The sequence below is a fragment of the Streptosporangium sp. NPDC049644 genome (genome assembly GCF_040675205.1).
Classification (GTDB): domain Bacteria; phylum Actinomycetota; class Actinomycetes; order Streptosporangiales; family Streptosporangiaceae; genus Streptosporangium; species Streptosporangium fukuiense.
Genome location: NZ_JBFAOJ010000095.1, coordinates 15,421 through 34,633, shown reverse-complemented (window position 1 = coordinate 34,633; position 19,213 = coordinate 15,421). Strand labels below are relative to the sequence as shown.

At 70.8% G+C, this 19,213-nt stretch carries 16 protein-coding genes; 11 read left to right on the top strand and 5 right to left on the bottom strand.

The window, feature by feature from the left end:
- Nucleotides 1–452 precede the first annotated feature (452 nt).
- The gene (locus AB0J58_RS35905; RefSeq protein ID WP_364224270.1) at nt 453–2,564 is read right to left on the bottom strand and encodes an ATP-binding domain-containing protein; all 2,112 of its coding nucleotides are present in this window, start codon (nt 2,562–2,564) and stop codon (nt 453–455) included.
- Between the two features lie 409 nt (nt 2,565–2,973).
- Here AB0J58_RS35905 and AB0J58_RS35900 point away from each other — a divergent pair, with 409 nt between their 5' ends.
- The 6 genes from AB0J58_RS35900 (at nt 2,974) to AB0J58_RS35875 (ending at nt 9,662) form a co-directional block, all read left to right on the top strand.
- Nucleotides 2,974–4,170, top strand: coding sequence for an ROK family transcriptional regulator (locus tag AB0J58_RS35900; RefSeq protein ID WP_364224268.1), 1,197 nt, complete (start codon nt 2,974–2,976; stop codon nt 4,168–4,170).
- Between the two features lie 86 nt (nt 4,171–4,256).
- Complete coding sequence (locus AB0J58_RS35895) at nt 4,257–5,600, top strand: ABC transporter substrate-binding protein (protein WP_364224266.1); 1,344 nt, start codon at nt 4,257–4,259, stop codon at nt 5,598–5,600.
- A 72-nt stretch (nt 5,601–5,672) separates the two neighbouring features.
- A complete protein-coding gene (locus AB0J58_RS35890; RefSeq protein WP_364224264.1) occupies nt 5,673–6,548 on the top strand; it encodes a sugar ABC transporter permease in 876 nt (291 codons plus the stop codon).
- Entirely contained in the window at nt 6,545–7,438 is an 894-nt protein-coding gene (locus AB0J58_RS35885; RefSeq protein WP_364224262.1) for a carbohydrate ABC transporter permease, read from the top strand. The genes AB0J58_RS35890 and AB0J58_RS35885 overlap by 4 nt, the downstream gene beginning before the upstream one ends.
- Nucleotides 7,435–8,694: a 6-phospho-beta-glucosidase gene (locus tag AB0J58_RS35880; protein WP_364224260.1), complete on the top strand. Its 1,260-nt coding sequence runs from the start codon at nt 7,435–7,437 to the stop codon at nt 8,692–8,694. Before AB0J58_RS35885 ends, AB0J58_RS35880 begins: the two co-directional genes overlap by 4 nt.
- Nucleotides 8,691–9,662, top strand: coding sequence for a BadF/BadG/BcrA/BcrD ATPase family protein (locus AB0J58_RS35875; RefSeq protein ID WP_364224258.1), 972 nt, complete (start codon nt 8,691–8,693; stop codon nt 9,660–9,662). The genes AB0J58_RS35880 and AB0J58_RS35875 overlap by 4 nt, the downstream gene beginning before the upstream one ends.
- Before the next feature lie 14 nt (nt 9,663–9,676).
- Here AB0J58_RS35875 and AB0J58_RS35870 read toward each other — a convergent pair whose 3' ends face one another.
- On the bottom strand, nt 9,677–9,937 hold the full coding sequence (locus tag AB0J58_RS35870) for a hypothetical protein (RefSeq protein ID WP_343974077.1): 261 nt from the start codon (nt 9,935–9,937) through the stop codon (nt 9,677–9,679).
- Between the two features lie 448 nt (nt 9,938–10,385).
- On the opposite strand from AB0J58_RS35870, the gene AB0J58_RS35865 reads away from it, so the two are divergent.
- Nucleotides 10,386–11,228, top strand: a complete 843-nt coding sequence (locus AB0J58_RS35865) for a carbohydrate-binding protein (RefSeq protein ID WP_364224256.1) — start codon at nt 10,386–10,388, stop codon at nt 11,226–11,228.
- A 121-nt stretch (nt 11,229–11,349) separates the two neighbouring features.
- On the opposite strand, the gene AB0J58_RS35860 is transcribed toward AB0J58_RS35865, so the two are convergent.
- Nucleotides 11,350–12,306, bottom strand: a complete 957-nt coding sequence (locus AB0J58_RS35860; protein WP_364224254.1) for a nucleoside hydrolase — start codon at nt 12,304–12,306, stop codon at nt 11,350–11,352.
- A gap of 67 nt (nt 12,307–12,373) precedes the next feature.
- Entirely contained in the window at nt 12,374–12,850 is a 477-nt protein-coding gene (locus AB0J58_RS35855; protein ID WP_364224252.1) for an Lrp/AsnC family transcriptional regulator, read from the bottom strand.
- Between the two features lie 122 nt (nt 12,851–12,972).
- On the opposite strand from AB0J58_RS35855, the gene AB0J58_RS35850 reads away from it, so the two are divergent.
- Entirely contained in the window at nt 12,973–13,923 is a 951-nt protein-coding gene (locus AB0J58_RS35850) for a pirin family protein (RefSeq protein ID WP_364224250.1), read from the top strand.
- 260 nt (nt 13,924–14,183) lie between these two features.
- Nucleotides 14,184–15,593: an NAD(P)/FAD-dependent oxidoreductase gene (locus AB0J58_RS35845; RefSeq protein ID WP_364224248.1), complete on the top strand. Its 1,410-nt coding sequence runs from the start codon at nt 14,184–14,186 to the stop codon at nt 15,591–15,593.
- A 124-nt stretch (nt 15,594–15,717) separates the two neighbouring features.
- Here AB0J58_RS35845 and AB0J58_RS35840 read toward each other — a convergent pair whose 3' ends face one another.
- Nucleotides 15,718–16,803, bottom strand: coding sequence for a Xaa-Pro peptidase family protein (locus tag AB0J58_RS35840; protein ID WP_364224246.1), 1,086 nt, complete (start codon nt 16,801–16,803; stop codon nt 15,718–15,720).
- Between the two features lie 255 nt (nt 16,804–17,058).
- Here AB0J58_RS35840 and AB0J58_RS35835 point away from each other — a divergent pair, with 255 nt between their 5' ends.
- Both AB0J58_RS35835 and AB0J58_RS35830 read left to right on the top strand, forming a co-directional pair.
- The gene (locus AB0J58_RS35835; RefSeq protein ID WP_364224244.1) at nt 17,059–18,276 is read left to right on the top strand and encodes a SpoIIE family protein phosphatase; all 1,218 of its coding nucleotides are present in this window, start codon (nt 17,059–17,061) and stop codon (nt 18,274–18,276) included.
- A 29-nt stretch (nt 18,277–18,305) separates the two neighbouring features.
- On the top strand, nt 18,306–19,187 hold the full coding sequence (locus tag AB0J58_RS35830; protein WP_364224242.1) for a 5'-3' exonuclease: 882 nt from the start codon (nt 18,306–18,308) through the stop codon (nt 19,185–19,187).
- The last annotated feature ends 26 nt before the right edge of the window (nt 19,188–19,213 follow it).

Here is a 19,213-nt window from a genome sequence, read left to right as displayed (position 1 = left end):
CGGAACGCGTGGACGAGCCGATGTACCCGTCCAAGTTGAGAACGAGAACTTCGTCATGTCCTTCAACACCCCGGACCGCCCCGACGCTTGCGGCGCTCGCACGGGAGCGGGAAGAGAGCCCGGGCAACCCTTCGGACCGGTTCCGTCCCGTCGGCGGCGAGCGCGGATTGCCGTTGTCTACTGGGTGCCCGGACCCCTCCTGGGTCCAACCCCCCGCCCGGAAGGAGTGCCCCGCCTCGACGGACTGCCGGCCCTGCGTCTGGCTGAACGGACGGGGTCACCCCCGTCACGGGCGCAGGAAACGACGATGTCGGAAGGCGGCCGACCGGCCAGTCCCGTGCTGGACTGGGCAGCAAACTACCGAGCCCAGCGCAGATGTCAACCGTGTCACTAACAGCGGAAACATCAAGTTTTCGCAGCTGGGACATGATCGACGAGAGCCGTCAATGGTCTCATGTGATCCGATGTCTCTCAAGTCGAGCGAGGGCATCGGGAAGCGGACCGTCATGCACGACGCCAAGCCGCTGGGTCGCGCGGGTCAACGCCACGTAAAGGTCGCTGGCCCCGCGCGGGGACTCGCCCAGGATCGACTCCGGTTCGACCACGATGACCGCGTCGAACTCCAGCCCCTTGGCCTCGGCGACGGTCAGCACCGCCACCTGGGCGTCCAGGGCGGCGGACCCCGGACCGGCGACCGCGCCGTCGACGGAGCGGACCACCACCTCTCCGAGTTCCCGTGCGCGCGACTCGGGGACGATCACGACAAGTCGCCCACCCTCCACGATCTCGGCCTTGACGACGTCGCCGAGCGAGGCCGTCGGCGAGGCCGCCCACGGGCGCGTCCCGGTCTCCCTGACCGAGGCAGGGGCCTTCAGCGCCGGATCGACCAGGGTGAGCACGTCGGCGGCCACCGCCATCAGCTCCGCCGGGGTGCGGTAGTTGACGCTGAGGGTCTCCTCGCGCCAGCGCCCGGCCACGTAGGGGTCGAGGACCCGGCCCCAGGAGCGCGCCCCGGCCGAGGATCCGGTCTGGGCCAGGTCGCCGACGATCGTCATCGACCGCGTCGGGCAGCGTCGCATCAGCATCCGCCAGTCCATCGGCGACAGCTCCTGCGCCTCGTCCACGATGACGTGGCCGAAGGCCCAGTTGCGGTCCGCCGCGGCGCGCTCGGCGGTGGTCAGGAAGACGTCGTCGCCGAGATGGCGGGCGGCGAACTTCTCGGCGTCCATGATGTCGGAGAGCCCGGTCAGCTCCAGGACCTCCTTGGCGTACTCGAGCTGGTGCTGCCGCTCGTCGAGCGCGGCGGCCCGCTGCGCCGCCTGCTCCTCCTCGGCCATCCAGGCCCCGGCCCGCAGCACCGCGGGGTCGATGTCGCCGAGCAGTTCGGCGGCCTCGTCCAGGAGCGGCACGTCGGACTCGGCCCACCAGTTCTCCCCCTTGCGGGGCGGCTCACGCAGCATCAGCTCCCGCTCGGCCTCGCCGAACTCGGCGGCGGCGTGGTCGAGGCGCTCTCGGGAGGTGAACAACCCGATCAGGAGCTGCTGTGGCGTGACGTAGGGCCACAGCCGGTTCAGGGCCGCCTTGACGGGCCGCTCGGTACGGAGCTCCTCGCGGATGTCGGCCAGCTCGTCGTCGTCGATCATTCCCTTGCCCAGCTGCCTGGCCGCCTGGCGGGCGAGCGCGTTGAGCAGGTGGCGAACGAAGATCGAGCGGGCCTCGTTGTGCGCCCGCCTGGAGCGGGCCGCCCTGTTGCGCGCCGCCTCCAGGACGTTGCCCTCCAGCCGCAGGGTGTAGCGGTCGAGGCGGATCTCGATCGGCTTGCGCGGCACCCGCTGCCGCTCGCGCACGGCTCGCGCGACGACCTGGGCCATCCGGGAGTCGCCCTTGAGCCCGGCCACCTCCGAAGGCTCCTTGCGCCCGGGAACGACCCCCGGGTACAGCTCGGAGACCGTCGACAACAGCACGTCGGTCTCGCCCAGGGAGGGCAGCACCTGCTCGATGTAGCGCAGGAAGGTCAGGTTCGGCCCGAGGATGAGCACCCCCCTGCGGGCCAGCTTCTCCCTGTGGGTGTAGAGCAGGTAGGCCGCGCGGTGCAGCGCGACCACGGTCTTGCCGGTCCCGGGGCCGCCCTGCACGACCAGCACCCCGTCCAGGTCCGAGCGGATGATGCGGTCCTGCTCCGACTGGATGGTGGCCACGATGTCGCGCATCCGCCCGGTGCGCCGAGCGGCCAGGGAGGCGAGCAGGGCGGCCTCCCCGTTGAGGGTGGCCACGTCCTCGTCCGTGAGGTTGTCGAGATCCAGGAGGTCGTCGTCGATCCCGATCACCCTGCGGCCCTTGGTCTGCAGGTGGCGGCGGCGGGTGACGCCCATCGAGGCCGCGGGGGTGGCGCCGTAGAAGGGCTGGGCGACCGGGGCGCGCCAGTCGATCAGCAGTCGGCGCTGGTCGTCGTCGGCCATGCCGATGCGGCCGATGTAGAGGGAGGTGTCGTCGGCGTTGTCGAGCCGGCCGAAGCACAGGCCGTTCTCGACCGCCCACAGACGGCCCAGGCGCTCGGCGTACATCCCGGCGAAGGTGTCGCGCTCAGAGCGGTTCTGGTGCGTGCCCCCGCTCCCTCCCTGCGCGAGGACGCCGTCCAGCTGCCGCTGGGTGCGCTCGCGCAGCAGATCGAGCCTCGCGTAGAGAGCGGAGACATACTCCTGCTCCTTGGTCAGCTCGATTTGACGGGTTGCCGTCGCTCCATTATCGTTGCTAGTAATGGGATACTCCGGACCATTGCGCTAGTTGTTATGACAAACCATCACCCTAGCAGGTCCGTCGAGAAGTTTACCCGCCCCTGAGCCATCACAGCTTCATTGCGACGCCTCCTGCCCGCTTGACGGGGATCCGCCGGGTTCCTTACATTCACTCGAAGTTAGGAAAGTTTCCTAACTTCGCCTCATCGGTGAATGCGAGGACGCACGCGGAGGGCCAGTGAAGCAGCCGACGCCGGGCACCCCGAGCCTGCTGCGCGCGATCAACGACCGCGCCGCCCTGCAGGCACTGCTGGAGCGCGGCCCGCTGACCCGTCCGGAGATCGGCGCCCTCACCGGCCTGTCCAAGCCCACCGCCTCGCAGCTGCTCATCCGCCTGCAGGAGGCGGGCCTGGTCGTGCTCAACGGCATCCGCGAGGGACTGCCCGGCCGCACCGCCGAGGTCTACCGGCTCAACCCGGCCGCCGCGTACGCCGCCGCGATGGACGTCACGCGCGCGGGCATCGACGTCAGGGTCGCCGACATCACCGGCGCCGTGGTCGGCGAGTACCACCTGCCCACTCCCGGCCGCTCCGGCGGCGACGCGGTGGATCGGGTCGCCGCCGCGCTGGAGGGCGCGGGTGCTCCGGAGACGCCGCGGTGCGTGGTCATCGGCGTGCAGGGCACGATCGACCCGGGCACCGGCAGGCTGGCCTACGCCACCAGCAGGGACATGCCCGGCTGGCACATCCCCGACCTGGTCCGCACCCTCGGCGACGGCCTGGGCGTACCGGTCGCGATAGAGAACAACGTCAACCTCGTCGCCCAGGCCGAGCAGGCGCACGGCGTGGGCCGGGGCCACCGGGACTTCGTGCTGCTCTGGGCCGACGAGGGCCTGGGCGCGGCGCTGGTCCTCGGCGGCCGGCTGCACCGGGGCGCCACCGGCGGCGCTGGCGAGATCGGCTACATGCCCACCCCCGGCGCGCCGACCGCCAGGGAGACCGGCCGCTACGCCAACCACGGCTACCAGGCGCTGACCGGCGGCCCCGCGGTGCTCAAGATCCTCCGGTCGTACGGCGTGCGCGGCGGCGCCCCCGCACAGGCGGTGCTGAACGCGGTGCGAGCCGCCGCGTCCACCGGCAGGCGCGCCGACGACGCCCGTGCCGGGCTGCGCGACATCGCCTCCCGGCTGGCGGTCGGGCTGGCCTCGATCACCTCGGTCATCGACCCCGAGATCATCGTGCTGACCGGCGGGACCCTGCTCGCGGGCGGCGACACCCTGCGCGAGCTCGTCGAGCACGAACTCCACGCGCTGACCATCCCCCGGCCACCGCTGCTGCTGTCAACCGTCGAGGGTAATCCCGTCCTCGCCGGCGCGCTGGATCTGGCCCTCGCGACCGCACGCGAAGAGGTCTTCGGCTCCACAGTCCCCTCCTGATCCCCCGGCACCCCACGCAAGCCGCCCCCCGAACCGCCCCCGCCCGGAACCCCGTCTGATCCACCACCCCCCAGGAGGCAGCCGTCGTGCACCGACGCTTTCTCACCTTCGCCCTGGCCACCCTGACGGCCACCGCCCTGACCGCCTGCACCGCGGGCACGGAGAGCGCGCCCGCGCTGGGCTCTCAGCCCAAACCCTCGGGTTCCGCCTCCGCCACGCTGCCGGCCTCCACCATCGAGCTGTGGCACGGGTTCTCCGCGCCGGCCGAGGTCAAGGCGTTCGAGGACGCCATCGCAGGATTCCGTACGAAGTTCCCCCAGATCACCGTCAAGCTTGTCAAGGGTGTCCAAGACGCGCAGATCACCCAGGCCGCCCGCGGCGGGACGGCCCCTGACGTCGCCTCCTCCTTCACCACGGACAACGTGGCCCAGTGGTGTCGCAGCGGAACGTTCCAGGACCTCACCCCGGTGATCGAACAGGACGGCATCGACCTGTCCGTGCTGCCCGAGGTCTCGCGCTCCTACACCGAGTACGAGGGCAGGCGGTGCGTGATGCCCCTGCTCGCCGACGCGTACGGGCTCTACTACAACAAGGCCCTGATGAAGGGTTCCGAGCCGCCCAAGACGCTCTCGGAGCTGACCGAGCTGACCAAGAGGCTCACCGTCCGCGACGCGGACGGCACCATCAAGGTCGCCGGGTTCATCCCGAGCTTCCAGTACTACGAGAACTCCGCCTCGCACATGGCCCCGATGGTCGGCGCCACCTGGTACAAGCCGGACGGCACCTCGGCGGTCGGCTCCGACCCGGCGTGGAAGGAACTGCTGCGCTGGCAGAAGGAGCTCGTCGACTGGTACGGGTACGACAAGCTGGAGAAGTTCCGCAAGAGCCTGGGCCAGGAATGGTCTGCCGACCACCCGTTCTACAAGGGCAAGGTCGCCATGGTCCTGGACGGCGAGTGGCGCAACGCCATGATCGCGAACGAGGCGAAGGGCCTTGAGTACGGCACAGCGCCGCTCCCCGTCTCCGACGCCAAGCCCGACCTGTACGGCAGCGGCTTCACCGCGGGCACCGTGATCGGTGTGCCCAAGGGCGCCAAGAACCCGCAGGCCGCCTGGGAGCTGGTCAAGTATCTGACCACCGACACCTCGGCGCTGGTCACGCTCTCCAACGCGCTGCGCAACGTGCCGACCACCAAGGCGTCGCTGGAGTCGCCCGACCTGGACAAGGACGCCAACTTCCAGACCTTCCTCGACATCTTCGCCCACCCGAAGACGAGCACGGTCCCGGCGAACGTCAACAGCACCTTCAACCAGGACTCGCTGCAGGAGTTCCTCGTCAAGTGGGAGAACGGCTCGGCCACCGACCTCGACGCCGGGCTGGCCGCGGTCGACAAGCGCCTCGACGACAAGCTGAAGCTCTCCGGGGGCTGATCCTCGATGAGCATCGTCCACACCGCGCCACCCCGATGGCGGCGCGGTGAGGGCCTCAAAGCCCTCCTTTGGATGTCGCCCTGGCTGGTGGGGTTCTCGGTGTTCTTCGCCTACCCCCTCGCGGCGACGGTCTACTTCTCCTTCTACCGCTACGATCTGTTCACGCTGGAGTTCGTCGGCCTGGACAACTACCGCTACTTCCTCGTGGACGACCGGGTCTGGGCCTCCATCAAGAACACGCTGTGGCTGGTGGTCTTCATGGTCCCCGCCCAGGTGCTCTTCGGGCTGGGCGTGGCGTGGCTGCTCACCCGGCTCAAGGCGGGCGTCGGCTTCTTCCGCACGGTGTTCTACCTGCCGTCGCTGATCCCGGTGGTGGCCGGGACGGTCTCCTTCGTGTTCCTGCTGAACCCCTCGGGACCGCTCAACCAGTTCATCGAGCTCCTCGGGATCCCCGCCCCCGACTGGTTCGGGGACAAGGACTGGTCCAAGCCCGGCCTGACCATGCTGGCCATGTGGGGCATCGGCAACACGATGATGATCTTCCTCGCGGCCCTGCTGGACGTGCCCAGGCACCTGTACGAGGCCGCGGCCATCGACGGAGCGGGCGCGTGGCGGCAGTTCAGGAGCATCACGCTGCCGACGATCTCGCCGGTGCTGATGTTCTCGACGGTCACCGGCGTCATCTACGCCCTGCAGTACTTCACCCAGGCGATGATCGCCTCCCGGGTCGCGGCGGGGGTCACCGACTCCCCCGGCAGTTCATTCGTCCCCGGATACCCCGAGCTGTCGACGCTGACGCTGGCCGAGTGGCTGTTCCACGTGGGCTTCCGCGACTTCAGCATGGGATACGCCTGCGTGCTGGCCCTGCTGCTGTTCGCGGTCTCCACGATCTTCACTCTCATCCTGCTCCGCCGGTTCCGCGCGTTCGACGAAGGAGGAGACCGGTGACCAGCCTGGCCACGAGGCCCGCCGAGGCCGCCTCCCGCGCGCCGCGCCCCGCCGCGCGCGACCCGCGCGTCCGGGTGATCCTGTACTGGATCGCCACCCACGCCCTCGCCGTGGCGCTGTCGCTGATGTTCGTCGGCCCGCTGGTGTTCGTGGCGCTGACGGCCGTCATGAGCACCGATCAGACCCTCACCGCCGACCTGTGGCCGGACACCTGGAACTGGGGCAACTTCGCCGAGGTGTTCGCCAGGTCGCGGCTGCTGGCCTGGCTGGGCAACACGTTCCTGTACGCCGGGCTCGGCACCGCGTTCATGCTGCTGTCGTCGATCCCGGTGGCCTACGCGATGGCTCGATTCCGCTTCCGCGGCCGCAGGCTGGCCTTCTTCGCGGTCATCACGATGATGATGCTGCCACCGCAGGTCGTCGCGGTCCCCGTCTATCTCATCTGGGCGCGCCTGGACCTCACCGACACGCTGTGGCCGCTGATCCTGCCGATGCTGCTCGGCGACGCCTTCTCGATCTTCCTGCTCCGGCAGTTCCTGGTCACCATTCCGAGGGAGTACACCGAGGCCGCCCGGGTGGACGGATGCTCGGACTTCTGGACCCTCGTCAAGGTGATCCTGCCCATGGCACGTCCGGCGATAGCGGCGGTGGCCCTGTTCCAGTTCTTCTACTGCTGGAACGATTACTATGGTCCGCTGCTTTATACCCAGACAAACGAGGCGAACTGGACACTCTCCCTCGGGTTGGCGTCCTTCCGGGCACTGCACAGCGTGCAGTGGAACCTCACCATGGCGGCGGCCCTGCTCGTCATGGCCCCGGTGATCATCGTTTTCTTCTTCGCCCAGAGGGTCTTCATCGAGGGCGTCACGCTGACAGGAGTAAAAGGGTGAAACTCGCCGTTGTCGGGGGCGGCTCGACGTACACGCCGGAGCTGATCGACGGGTTCGCACGACTACGCGACGAGCTCCCGCTGACCGAGATCGCGCTGGTCGACCCGGACGTCCGCCGGCTGGAGCCGGTGTCCGGCATGGCGCGCCGGATGCTGGCGCGGGCCGGGCATCCGGCCAGGGTCGTCGCCACCACCTCCGTCGAGGAGGGCGTCGCCGGGGCACGGGCGGTCCTGCTGCAACTGCGCGTCGGCGGCCAGGCCGCGCGTGACGTGGACGAGACCCTGCCCCTGGAGTGCGGCTGCGTCGGCCAGGAGACGACCGGGGCGGGTGGGCTGGCCAAGGCGCTGCGCACGGTACCGGTGGTGCTGGACATCGCAGAGAAGATCAGGAAACACGCGCCCGACGCCTGGATCGTCGACTTCACCAACCCGGTCGGCATCGTCACCAGGGCGCTGCTGGAGGCCGGGCACCGGGCCATCGGCCTGTGCAACGTGGCCATCGGCTTCCAGCGCCGCTTCGCCGCCAACCTGGGCGTCGCCCCCGAGCGGATCTCCCTGGGCCACGTCGGCCTGAACCACCTCACCTGGGAGCGGGCCGTCCGGCTGGACGGGGTCGACGTGCTGCCGCGGCTGCTGGAGAGCCACGCCGAGGAGATCGCCGAGGACGTCGGCCTGAGCGCCGCGCTGATTCGGCACCTGGGCGTGGTCCCCTCCTACTACCTGCGCTACTTCTACGAGCACGACCTGGTGGTGGCCGAGCAGCGGACCAGGCCGTCGCGGGCGGCCGAGGTCTCGGCGATGGAGACGGCGCTGCTGGAGATGTACACCGACCCGGCCGTGGACACCAAGCCGGAACTCCTGGAGAAGCGCGGCGGCGCCTTCTACTCGGAGGCCGCGGTGGCGTTGATCGCCTCGCTGGTCGGCGACCGCGGCGACACCCAGGTGGTCAACCTGCGCAACGACGGCACGCTGCCGTTCCTGCCCGACGAGGCGGTCATCGAGGTCCCGGCCACGATCACCGCGGCGGGCGCGACCGCGCTGCCGGTGGATCCGGTGGAGCCGCTCTTCGCCGGGCTCATCGCCCACGTCACGGCGTACGAGACGCTGGCGCTCGCGGCCGCGCTGCACGGCGGCGAGGACCGTGTCGCCGACGCACTGCTGGCCCACCCGCTGATCGGGCAGGCCGCGCTCTCGAAAGACCTGGCCCGGCGCCTGATCGAGGCCAACCGCGGGCACCTGTCCTGGGTGAACGCGTGAGGACGGTCCTGGCCGTCGACGGCGGCAACAGCAAGACCGACGTCGCGTTGGTCCGCGAGGACGGTTCGGTCATCGCCACCGGGCGCGGCGGCGCCTTCCAGCCGCAGACCGCAGGGGTGGGCGTCGCGATCGACGTGATCGGCGACGCCGTGCACTCCGCGCTCGGCGAGGGGGCGGCCACGCCGTACGCCGACCACGTGGCCGCCTACGTGGCGGGCGCGGACCTGCCGGTGGAGGAGGACGCGCTCCGCGCGGAGATCCTCCGGCGGGGGTACGGCACGGAGGCGACCGTCGGCAACGACACCTTCGCGCTGCTGCGCGCCGGGGCCTCGGGCCCCGCGGGCGTGGCCGTGGTGTGCGGCGCCGGCATCAACGCGGTGGCGGTCTCCCCCTCGGGGGAGGTGGCGAGATACCCGGCTTTGGGGCGGCTCACCGGCGACTGGGGCGGCGGCCTCGGCCTCGGCGAGGAGGCGCTCTGGCACGCCGTACGCGCCGAGGACGGCCGGGGTCCCGCCAGCGCGCTGACCTCCGCGATCCGTGAGCACTTCGGCACCCGCACCGTCGAGGAGGTGTCCCTGGCCATCCACTTCGGCGAGCTGCCCTACGGCAGGCTGAACGAGCTGGTACCGGTGCTGATGGCCGTCGCCGCCCGGGGTGACGGGGTGGCCCGCTCGCTGGTGGCGCGGATGGCCGAGGAGGTCGTCGTGCTCGCGGTGGTCGCGCTGCGCCGCCTGGACCTGCTCGCCGTGCCGATGGAGGTGGTCCTGGGCGGCGGCGTGCTCACCGCCCGCGACCCGCTGATGAGCGAGCTGCTTGAGCGGGGCTTCGCGGAGCGGGCTCCGCAGGCCAAGCCGATCGTCGCCGACGTCGCCCCCATCATGGGGGCCGCCCTCCTGGGGTTGGACGCCCTCGGCGCCACCGAGGAGGCCAGGGCCCGTCTGCGAGCCCACTTCCACGCCGCGACATGACCCGCGAGGCGCCGTTACAGGTACTGCCCGGCTTGGACCTCGCCCGGCTTGGACACCCGTACCGACACCACGTTGGCCAGGTTGACGACCATGCCGATCGTCTCGGTCTCGAAGCCGTATCTCACCTGGGTCAGCACCAGGCTGCGCCTTTCGTCCAGAGCACGGGAGATCGCCTCCAGCGCCTCGGCCTCCCCGTCGAAGTCCCCGCTCGTCACGGAGACGTCCTCACCTCCCACCGGATGGAATCGAATGATCAGCGCATTGTTGTCAGGCACGGCCGGCTCCTTTCGCCAGTGTCCACAAGAGGTAACTGCCCAGCGTCGAACTCTGTAGACGACCGCCGCCACCCGGGCTTCACGCGGAGGTGCCCCGCCCCCATGCGGTGAAACGGAGATATCCGCGAGCTGAATCACCCACCGGAATTTCACCGGTCACGTCATCCTATTCGTGTCATAAATATTTGGTATGACGTGGCGAAAGCCTTATTCAGGCGGCTCTCACCTGCATGATTATTACCACGGTAGCCATATGGCAAAGTTATAGAAACATGGAGGGTATTGCGGCCTCACGTCCAATGTAAGCCTTGTGCACGTCCAGGCTGCCAGGTCCCGCCGGTTCCCCGCGGCGGTGTCGTGCGGCGCCGGTTTCGACCGGCCGCCCCGGCGCCGCGCGCGTTCGACAGGTCGCGTCCAGGCACGTCCCCCGGAGGCCAAGGAGGCCATTGTGGACACCGAGAACATCCACCACCAGAATACCGGCGACGAGAGCGGGGGCATCAGCCGCAAGACCCTGCTGAAGGCCGCTCTCGTCGCCCCGATTCCGCTGCTGGTCGGCCAGGCTCCCGCGCTGGCCCGCGACGCGCGGCGAACGGACGGGCTGCTCGACCCCACCCCCTTCTGCGACGACGGCGACGACCCGACGGTCGCCCAGACCGAGGGGCCCTATTTCAAGCCCAACTCGCCGCGGCGCACCTCACTGGCCGGGCCCGGCACACCGGGCGTCCCGCTGACCGTCAGCGGCTACGTGTTCGGCCGCTCGTGCCGGCCGATCGCCAACGCGCTTCTGGACTTCTGGCAGGCGGACACCAACGGCGCCTACGACAACAGCGGATTCGGCTTCCGCGGGCACCAGTTCAGCGACGCCCAGGGCGCGTTCGAACTGACCACGATCGTTCCGGGCCTGTATCCCGGGCGCACCCGGCACATCCACGTCAAGGTCCAGGCCCCGAACCGGCCGGTGCTCACCACCCAGCTCTACTTCCCGAACGAACCGCGCAACAACACCGACATGATCTTCGACCCGTCACTGGTCATGACCGTGCGCACGGTCGGCTCCGGCAGGGAGGCGACGTTCGACTTCGTGCTCGACATCGTCGGCACCCCGTCGCCCAGCCCGACTCCGACCACGAGCCCAACCAACGGGGGCGGGACGTGGCAGGCCGGAACGGACTACAAGGCCGGCGACCAGGTCACCTACGGCGGCGTGACCTACCGCTGCCTGCAGGGGCACACGGCCTACGCCGGATGGGAGCCGCCGAACGTACCGGCCCTGTGGCGGCGCGTCTGACGCACCGGACGGCCGGCATGACCGGCGACCACCCGCCTCCGCCCGTGGAGGTCGTGTCGCCGAGGCCCGGGTGCCCGGTCCGGCCTCTCCCCGGACCGGGCACCCGCCGGAGGTCTCCCGGTCAGTGTCCGACGCGCTTCCCCCCGCGCTCGATCGACTCCGCGACCCGCGCGTAGACGGCCAGCAGCAGGTCCCAGAAGCGGCCGACGTCGAGCGAGGTGCCGACCAGCGCGTTGGGGGCGCGGCCCCGGAGGTCGAAGTCGGTCACGGTCATCCCCGAGGTGAAGCGGCCCGCCGTCTCGACGTCGACGACCGCGGGTTCCAGGGTGATCAGCGACGGGTCGATCAGGTGGGCGACCGCGCAGGCGTCGTGGATCGCGGGCCCGCCGTCGGCGGTGATCATGCCGTAGAACCGCACGCACGGGATGAGCAGGTCGGCGCCGAGCCTGCCCATGGCCGCCATTCGGGCCGCCACCGCCTCCGTGGCCATGGCGGCACGGCTCACGTCAAGGCCGATCATGGTCACCGTCCAGCCCGCGCCGAAGACGATCGCGGCGGCCTCCGGGTCGGCGGCGATGTTGAACTCGGCCGCCGGAGAGAAGTTGCCCCGGGTGTACGATCCGCCGAGGATCGTGAGCCCCCGCGCCCAGCCGACGATTCTCGGCTCCCTGAGCACCGCGAGCGCCACGTTGGTCAGCGGGCCCATGGCGACCAGGGTCACCTCGCCCGGGTCGGCCCTGAGCGTCTCGACGATGAAGTCGACGGCGTGCCCCGCGGCCGGCGGGAGCGTCGCCGGAGGCAGCAGCGCGTCCCCGAGACCGGAGCCGCCGTGCACGTCGGCCGCGTCCACCCGGGCGCGCAGCAGGGCTCCCGCGCTGCCCGCGGTGACCGGCACGTCGCCGAACCCCAGGAACTCGCGGAGCCGCAGCGCGTTGTCCGTGGTCCTGGCCAGGTCGACGTTGCCGCCGACCGTGGTGATCCCCAGGACCTCCAGGTCGGGGCTCCCGTGAGCGAGGGCGAGCGCCAGGGCGTCGTCGATCCCCGGGTCACAGTCAATAATGATCTTCCTGGCTGACACCCGTTCAGCTTGGATTAACTACCCCATGCCCGGCAAATCGGCATTTAGTAGCCTGCGCCTCCCGGGCTCAGGCGCGCTCGTCGGGCTTACCGGCCTCCGTGCCGACCGGCTCCGGAGGACGGTGCTCGTACGGCGTGCTGAGCACGACCGTGGTGCGGGTGGAGACGTTGGCGGCGGTGCGGATCTGGTTCAGCAGTTCCTCGAGCGCGATCGGCGAGGCCACCCGGACCTTGAGAATGTAGCTCTCGTCCCCGGCCACGCTGTGGCACGCCTCGACGGCGCTCAGGTGGGCCAGCCGTTCCGGGGCGTCGTCGGCGGCGGCCGGATCGATCGGCTTGATGGACACGAACGCGGTGAGCGGCAGCCCGACGGCGTCGTAGTCGACCAGCGCCGCGTAACCCCGCAGCACCCCGCGCTTCTCCAGCCTGCGCACCCGCTGGTGCACCGCCGACACCGACAACCCGGTCTCCCTGGCGAGATCGGTGAAGCTCATCCGGCCATCTCTGGCCAGCAACGTGACGATACAGCGGTCGATCTCCTCCATCCCGTAAACGGTAACGGCACCGGAGAGCACACGCACCGTCCGGATGTCACGGCACGGTCCCAACCACGGGCGACCTCAAGCCCGATTCCCGTGGCGGCCGGATCGGAACGTAAAGTCGCGAGATGAGCAACCTGGAAACGGATCCGCGGGAATCGGCCTGCGGTGGCCTCGCGGACGTCTCGGCGGAGCCGGTGACCGAACTGCTGGCCGGCAGGGGCGTGGTGCTGGGCGGCCCGCGGGCGATGAAGGTCACCAGAACCCTGCCGAACCGGGACGTCAGAATGGTCGGCGCCTGGTGCTTCGTCGACCACTACGGCCCGGAGAAGACGACGATGAGCGTCCCTCCGCACCCGCACACCGGGCTGCAGACCGTCAGCTGGCTCATGGCCGGCGAGATCCTGCACCGCGACAGCGTCGGTAGCGAGCAGCTGATCAGACCGGGCCAGCTCAACCTGATGACCGCGGGGCGTGCCATCTCCCACTCCGAGGAGTCGGCCGCCGAGGCCGCCCTGCACGGAGTCCAGCTGTGGGTGGCTCTCCCCTCGGCCGCCCGCGGGGCGGCCCCGGCCTTCGAGCACCACCCGGTGCTGCCCGAGCTGACCCTGCCGGGCGCCGGGGTGACCGTCATCATGGGCGAGTTGGGCGGCGTCAGGTCGCCGGCGACGGTGCACACCCCGCTGGTCGGGGCCGAGGTGCGGCTGGAGGCCGGCGCGGCGATCTCCGTCCCGCTCCGGCCCGGCTTCGAGTACGCCGTGCTGGCCCTGTCCGGCACCGTGCGGGTCGACGAGACGGACCTGGACCCCGGGCCGCTGCTCTACCTGGGCGGCGGGCGCTCGGCACTGACCATGGGGGCCGAGGACGCCGGTCGGCTGCTGCTCATCGGCGGCGAGCCGTTCGAGGAGCGGATCGTCATGTGGTGGAACTTCGTCGGCCGCAGCCACGAGGAGATCGCCCGGTTCCGGCAGGAGTGGATGGAGGGCGAGGAGTTCGGCACGGTGCCCGGCGGCGCCATCCCGCTGCCCGCTCCCGAACTTCCCCTGACCGCCCTGAAGGCTCGCGGACGCCGCCGCTGACGGGCCGGTCCCCACACCCGCGCGCGGAACGGCCCCGCCCGCCGCCAGGCGTTGTCCCGCGGCTCCCGCCGTGACCGGGACCAGTGGGACCGATGGCCGGGATCACCGGTCAGGCCGCGCCTCTCGACGCGAAGGAGAGAGTCGCGCCTCGCCGGAGCCCCGCGTGTGTCTCCGGCCCGGACCGGAGGGTGCGAAGCTGGTACGACCCGCGCCATGGGAGCGGTACGGGTCCATGACCGGTTCGGCCTGGGAGGTAAGTCGTGTCCGACGAGTTCGACGTGGTGGTTGTGGGCGCGGGCCCCGCGGGCGAGAACGTCGCCGACCGCGCGGTCAGGGGAGGGCTGACCGCCGCGATCGTCGAGAGGCGCCTGGCCGGTGGCGAGTGCTCGTACTGGGCGTGCATCCCCAGCAAGGCGCTGCTGCGCCCGGTGGAGCTGGCCGCCGAGGTCGCCCGGGTACCGGGCCTGACGCTGGGCCCGATCGACACCGCCGCCGTGCTCGCCCGGCGCGACGAGGCGGTGTCCCACCTGGACGACAGCGGCCAGGTCGAGTGGATCAGGAGCGTGCCCGTGGAGTTCGTCCGCGGTCACGGGCGGCTGGACGGCCCAGGACGGGTCACGGTGAGCGCGGAGGACGGCTCGGTCCGCACCCTGACCGCCAGGCACGCGGTCGTGCTGGCCACCGGCAGCGACGCACTCGTCCCGCCGATTCACGGCCTGGCCGAGGCCAGGCCGTGGACCAGCCATGAGGTGACGGCGGCCAGGAGCGTCCCCGAGCGGCTGGCCGTGCTGGGCGGCGGCGTGGTGGCCTGCGAGATGGCCCAGGCCATGCACGGACTCGGCGCGAGAGAGACGACGGTGCTGGCACGCGGCGGGCTGCTCGGCAGGATGGAGCCGTTCGCCGGGGAACTGGTGGCCGCCTCGTTCGCCGAGGCGGGCATCACGGTGCGCGAGGGCGTCCAGGTGACGAAGGTCGAGCGGCCCCGGCCGGGAGGCCCGGTCACCCTCCACCTGTCCGAGGGCCCGCCCGTCGAGGCGGACGAACTGCTGGTGGCCACCGGTAGGCGTCCCGCGACCGGCGACCTGGGCCTGGAGAGCGTCGGCCTGGAGGCCGGGCGCTCGGTGGAGGTCGACGACAGCATGCGCGCGACCGGCGTCCCCGACGGCCGGCTGTACGCGGTGGGCGACGTCAACGGCCGTGCCCTGCTCACCCACATGGGCAAGTACCAGGCACGACTGTGTGGCGACGTCATCGCGGCGCGAGCCAAGGGCGAGCCCGACGACCTGCCAGGACTGCGCGACATGGCGGACGGCTACGGCGCGCCGCAGGTCGTCTTCACCGACCCCCAGGTGTGCGCGGTCGGCCGGACCGAGGCCCAGGCCCGCGGCGAGGGGTTCGACGTCCGCGTGGTCGAGTACGACCTGGGCAGGGTGTCGGGAGCCTACCTGCAGGGCGACGGCTACCGCGGCATGGCCAAGGCGGTGGTGGACGAGCGGCGCCGCGTTCTGCTGGGGGTGACCTTCGTCGGCCCGGCCGTGGGCGAGCTGCTGCACGCCGCGACGATCGCCGTCACCGCCGAGGTGACCCTCGACCGGCTCTGGCACGCCGTGCCGTCCTTCCCCACCGTCAGCGAGATCTGGCTGCGGCTGCTGGAGACGTACGGGCTCTAGCCGGGTTGTGACGAAGGCTCGGGCGGGTGGCCCCGGTGATCTCCTCGGCCCGCGGAGCGTCCCGGGGCGCGATCGCCACGGCACGGCCGGGCGGGGGCCGGACGGGGACCTGCCGGAGCACCCGTCAGACGACCACGAGCTCGCGAGTGCGGTGGTTGACCCGCTCGCCGCCCTCCTCCGTGCAGACGAGGATGTCCTCGATGCGGGCGCCGTGTGCCCCGGGCAGGTAGATGCCCGGCTCGACGGAGAAGGCGAAACCGGGCGCCAGCGGCTCGGCGTTGCCCGCGACGATGTAGGGCTCCTCGTGGGTCTCCAGGCCGATGCCGTGGCCGGTGCGGTGGATGAAGTAGTCGCCGTACCCCTCGGCCGCGATCACGTCTCGCGCGGCGGTGTCGATCGCCTCGCACGGCACCCCGGGACGCACCGCGTCGCAGGCCGCCTGCTGGGCGTGCCTGAGCACCTCGTAGTACTTCAGGAAGCCCGCCGGAGGCTCGCCGATGGCATAGACGCGGGTGGAGTCCGAGCAGTAGCCGTCGGGCATCTGCCCCCCGATGTCGACCACGATCGGCTCGCGCTCCCTGACGATCCGGTCCGACAGCTCGTGGTGCGGGCTGGCACCGTTGGGACCGGAACCGACGATGACGAAGTCGACGGTGGAGTGCCCGGCCGCGATGATCGCCTCGGCGATGTCCCTGCCGATCTCCCGCTCGGTCCGGCCGGCCCGCAGGAAGCCTGGCACCTGGGCGTGGACGGCGTCGATCGCGGCGCCCGCCTCGCGCAGCGCCGCCACCTCGGCCGGGCTCTTGCGCATCCGTAGCCCGCGCAGGACCGTCCCGGCGAGCACCTGCTCGGCTCCGGGGATCGCATCGCGCAGGCGCAGCGACTGCATCGCCCACATCCGGTCGGCGAGGCCCACCTTTCCAACCGCGCCCAAACGCCTGCCGACGACCGCGTACGGGTCGTCGGTCTCGTCCCAGGGGACGAACTCCACGCCGAGCCTGGACGCCGGAGAGTGTTCGGCGGCGGGCAACTCCAGGCGGGGCACCATCAGGAAGGCCTCACCCACGACCGGGAGCACCAGGCAGGTGAGCCGCTCCAGCGGCAGCGCCTCATAACCGGTCACGTAGCGCAGGTCCGGGCCTGGCGTGAGCAGCAGCGCGTCGAGCCCGGCGGTCGCGGCGGCCTCGCGGGCGGCCTCCAGCCGGGTCACAGGATAAAGATCAGAGGAGTCCGTCGTCACACCGACCAATCTAATCCCGGGCGAAGCGGCGATGCATCCGGGAGCGGCCCCGGGACCGAAACTCAGGGAAAGGAAGGCACGAGGGCAACCCCGCCACTACAATCCGTTGAAGTACGATCACATTTTGTTGGCAAAATATCCGCAAAGCTATACATTTCGAGAGCGAGCTACATGGTCGGCGTAGTGGGCGGCCACCAGCCCCCCCTCCCCCCACGAAACGACCAGGTGACCGGTCCGGCTCCGTCGATCGCCGCTGAGATGGCGCAGCGGTTGCGAGACGAACCGGACGAGCACATGGCCGTGGAGCGGCAACTCCTCAACACCCGCCTGGCGCACGCGGAACGCCTGGGCGATATGGGCTGGACCGAGTGGAATCTCCAGACCGGAGAGTCCATCTGGTCCGATCAGATGTACACCATATTCGGCCGGGATCCCGGCGACGGCCCGATTCACCTGCGCGATCTGGCCGGCCACGTCGAGGCGACCGACCGGGCCGACCTCGATCTGCGCCTGTGGTCCGTCATGCACCAGGCCGAACCCGGGGAGGTCGAGTTCCGCATCCGCCGCCACGGCGAGCTCCGCCACCTTCGCGCCGTGCTCGACCCCGTCGTGACCGGCGGTCACGCCGCCGTGCACGGTGTCGTCCAGGACATCACCTGCCGACGTCGCGCCGAGCGCATCATGTCCGAGTCGCGGAGCAAGCTGCTCCGCGTCCGCGAACAGGCCGAGGAGGAACACCACATGAGCCTCGCGCTGCGCGAGGCGATAATGCCCGGCCTGGGAGAGACCATCGACCTGCCGCACGCGCGCATCGCGGTCCGCTATGTGGCGGCGGACGCCAAGCCCAGCCTCGGCGGCGACTGGTACGACGCCGTTCCCCTGCCCGACGACAGGGTGCTGCTGGCCATCGGCGACGTGGCCGGGCACGGGATGCCCGCGATCTCCCAGATGGCCCAGCTGCGGCACGCCCTGGTCGGCCTCGCGATGACCGGCCACTCCCCCGACCGGCTGCTGGCCTGGCTCAACGACCTCGTGCTGCACCGGATGCCGGAGACGACGGCGACCACGATCGTCGGCCACCTCGACCCGGCCACCAGGATGTTCACCTGGGGACAGGCCGGGCACCCGGCACCGATCCTGGTCCGCGAGGGGACCGCCACCCAGCTCGCCCCGCCGGCCGGAGTGTTGCTGGGCGCCACCCCCGACGAGCCGTACGAGCTGGCCGGGGTCGAACTGCGGGAGGACGACCTGCTGCTGCTCTTCACCGACGGGCTGGTGGAGCGGCGCACCCGGGACATCGACGAGGGCCTGGCACTGACCATGGAGGCCGCGGCCCTGCTGAGGGGGGATCCGAACGACGGGCTCGATCAGCTCATCGAGGTGATCGGCGGCCCCAATCCCGAGGATGACACCTGTGTTCTGGCCATCGGGGTGCTCGGCTGATTGGTTAAATGGTCGCCATGCCCGGCCTGATGCTTCTTGACACCCCGTCGCTGTACTACCGCGCCTTCTACGGGATTCCCGAGTCGATGACCTCGCCCGATGGCATGCCCGTCAACGCGGTGCGCGGCGTCATCGACATGATCGCCATGCTGGTCCGCCAGTACTCTCCCCACGAGCTCGTGGCCTGCATGGACGCCGACTGGCGCCCCGCCTTCCGGGTGGCGGCCATCCCCACGTATAAGACCCACCGGGTCGCCGAGGGCGGTGCCGAGGAGACTCCGGACACGCTCGTCCCGCAGGTGCCGGTGATCGAGCAGGTGCTCGACGCGGTGGGCATCGCCCGCATCGGCGTGCCCGGCTACGAGGCCGACGACGTGATGGGCACGCTCACCGCACGGGCGAGCGGCCAGGTCGACGTCGTCACCGGTGACCGCGACCTGTTCCAGCTGGTCGACGACTCCCGGCCGGTTCGCGTTCTCTACACCGCCAGAGGAGTCAAGAACCTCCAGGTGGTCGACGAGGTCGTCGTCGCCGAGAAGTACGGCATCCCCGGCCGCTCCTACGCCGACTTCGCCACCCTGCGCGGTGACCCCAGTGACGGCCTGCCGGGCGTGCCGGGGGTGGGCGACAAGACCGCAGCGGCTCTGATCACCCGGTTCGGCTCCCTGGAGGCGCTGCTACGCGCCGTCGACGGGGACGGCGACCTGACCTCGGGGCAGCGTGCCAGGCTGTCGGCCGCCCGCGACTACCTGCGGGTGGCCCCCGAGGTGGTCCGGGTCGCCCGCGACACGCCCCTGCCCGAAGCCGACCTCACGCTCCCGGCCAAGCCCCGCGACCCGGACACCCTGACGGCGCTGAGCGAGCGCTACGGCCTGGGCGGGCCGCTGGAACGCCTGACCTCCGCGCTCTGACCCGTCCGCCGAATGTCCGATCTGAC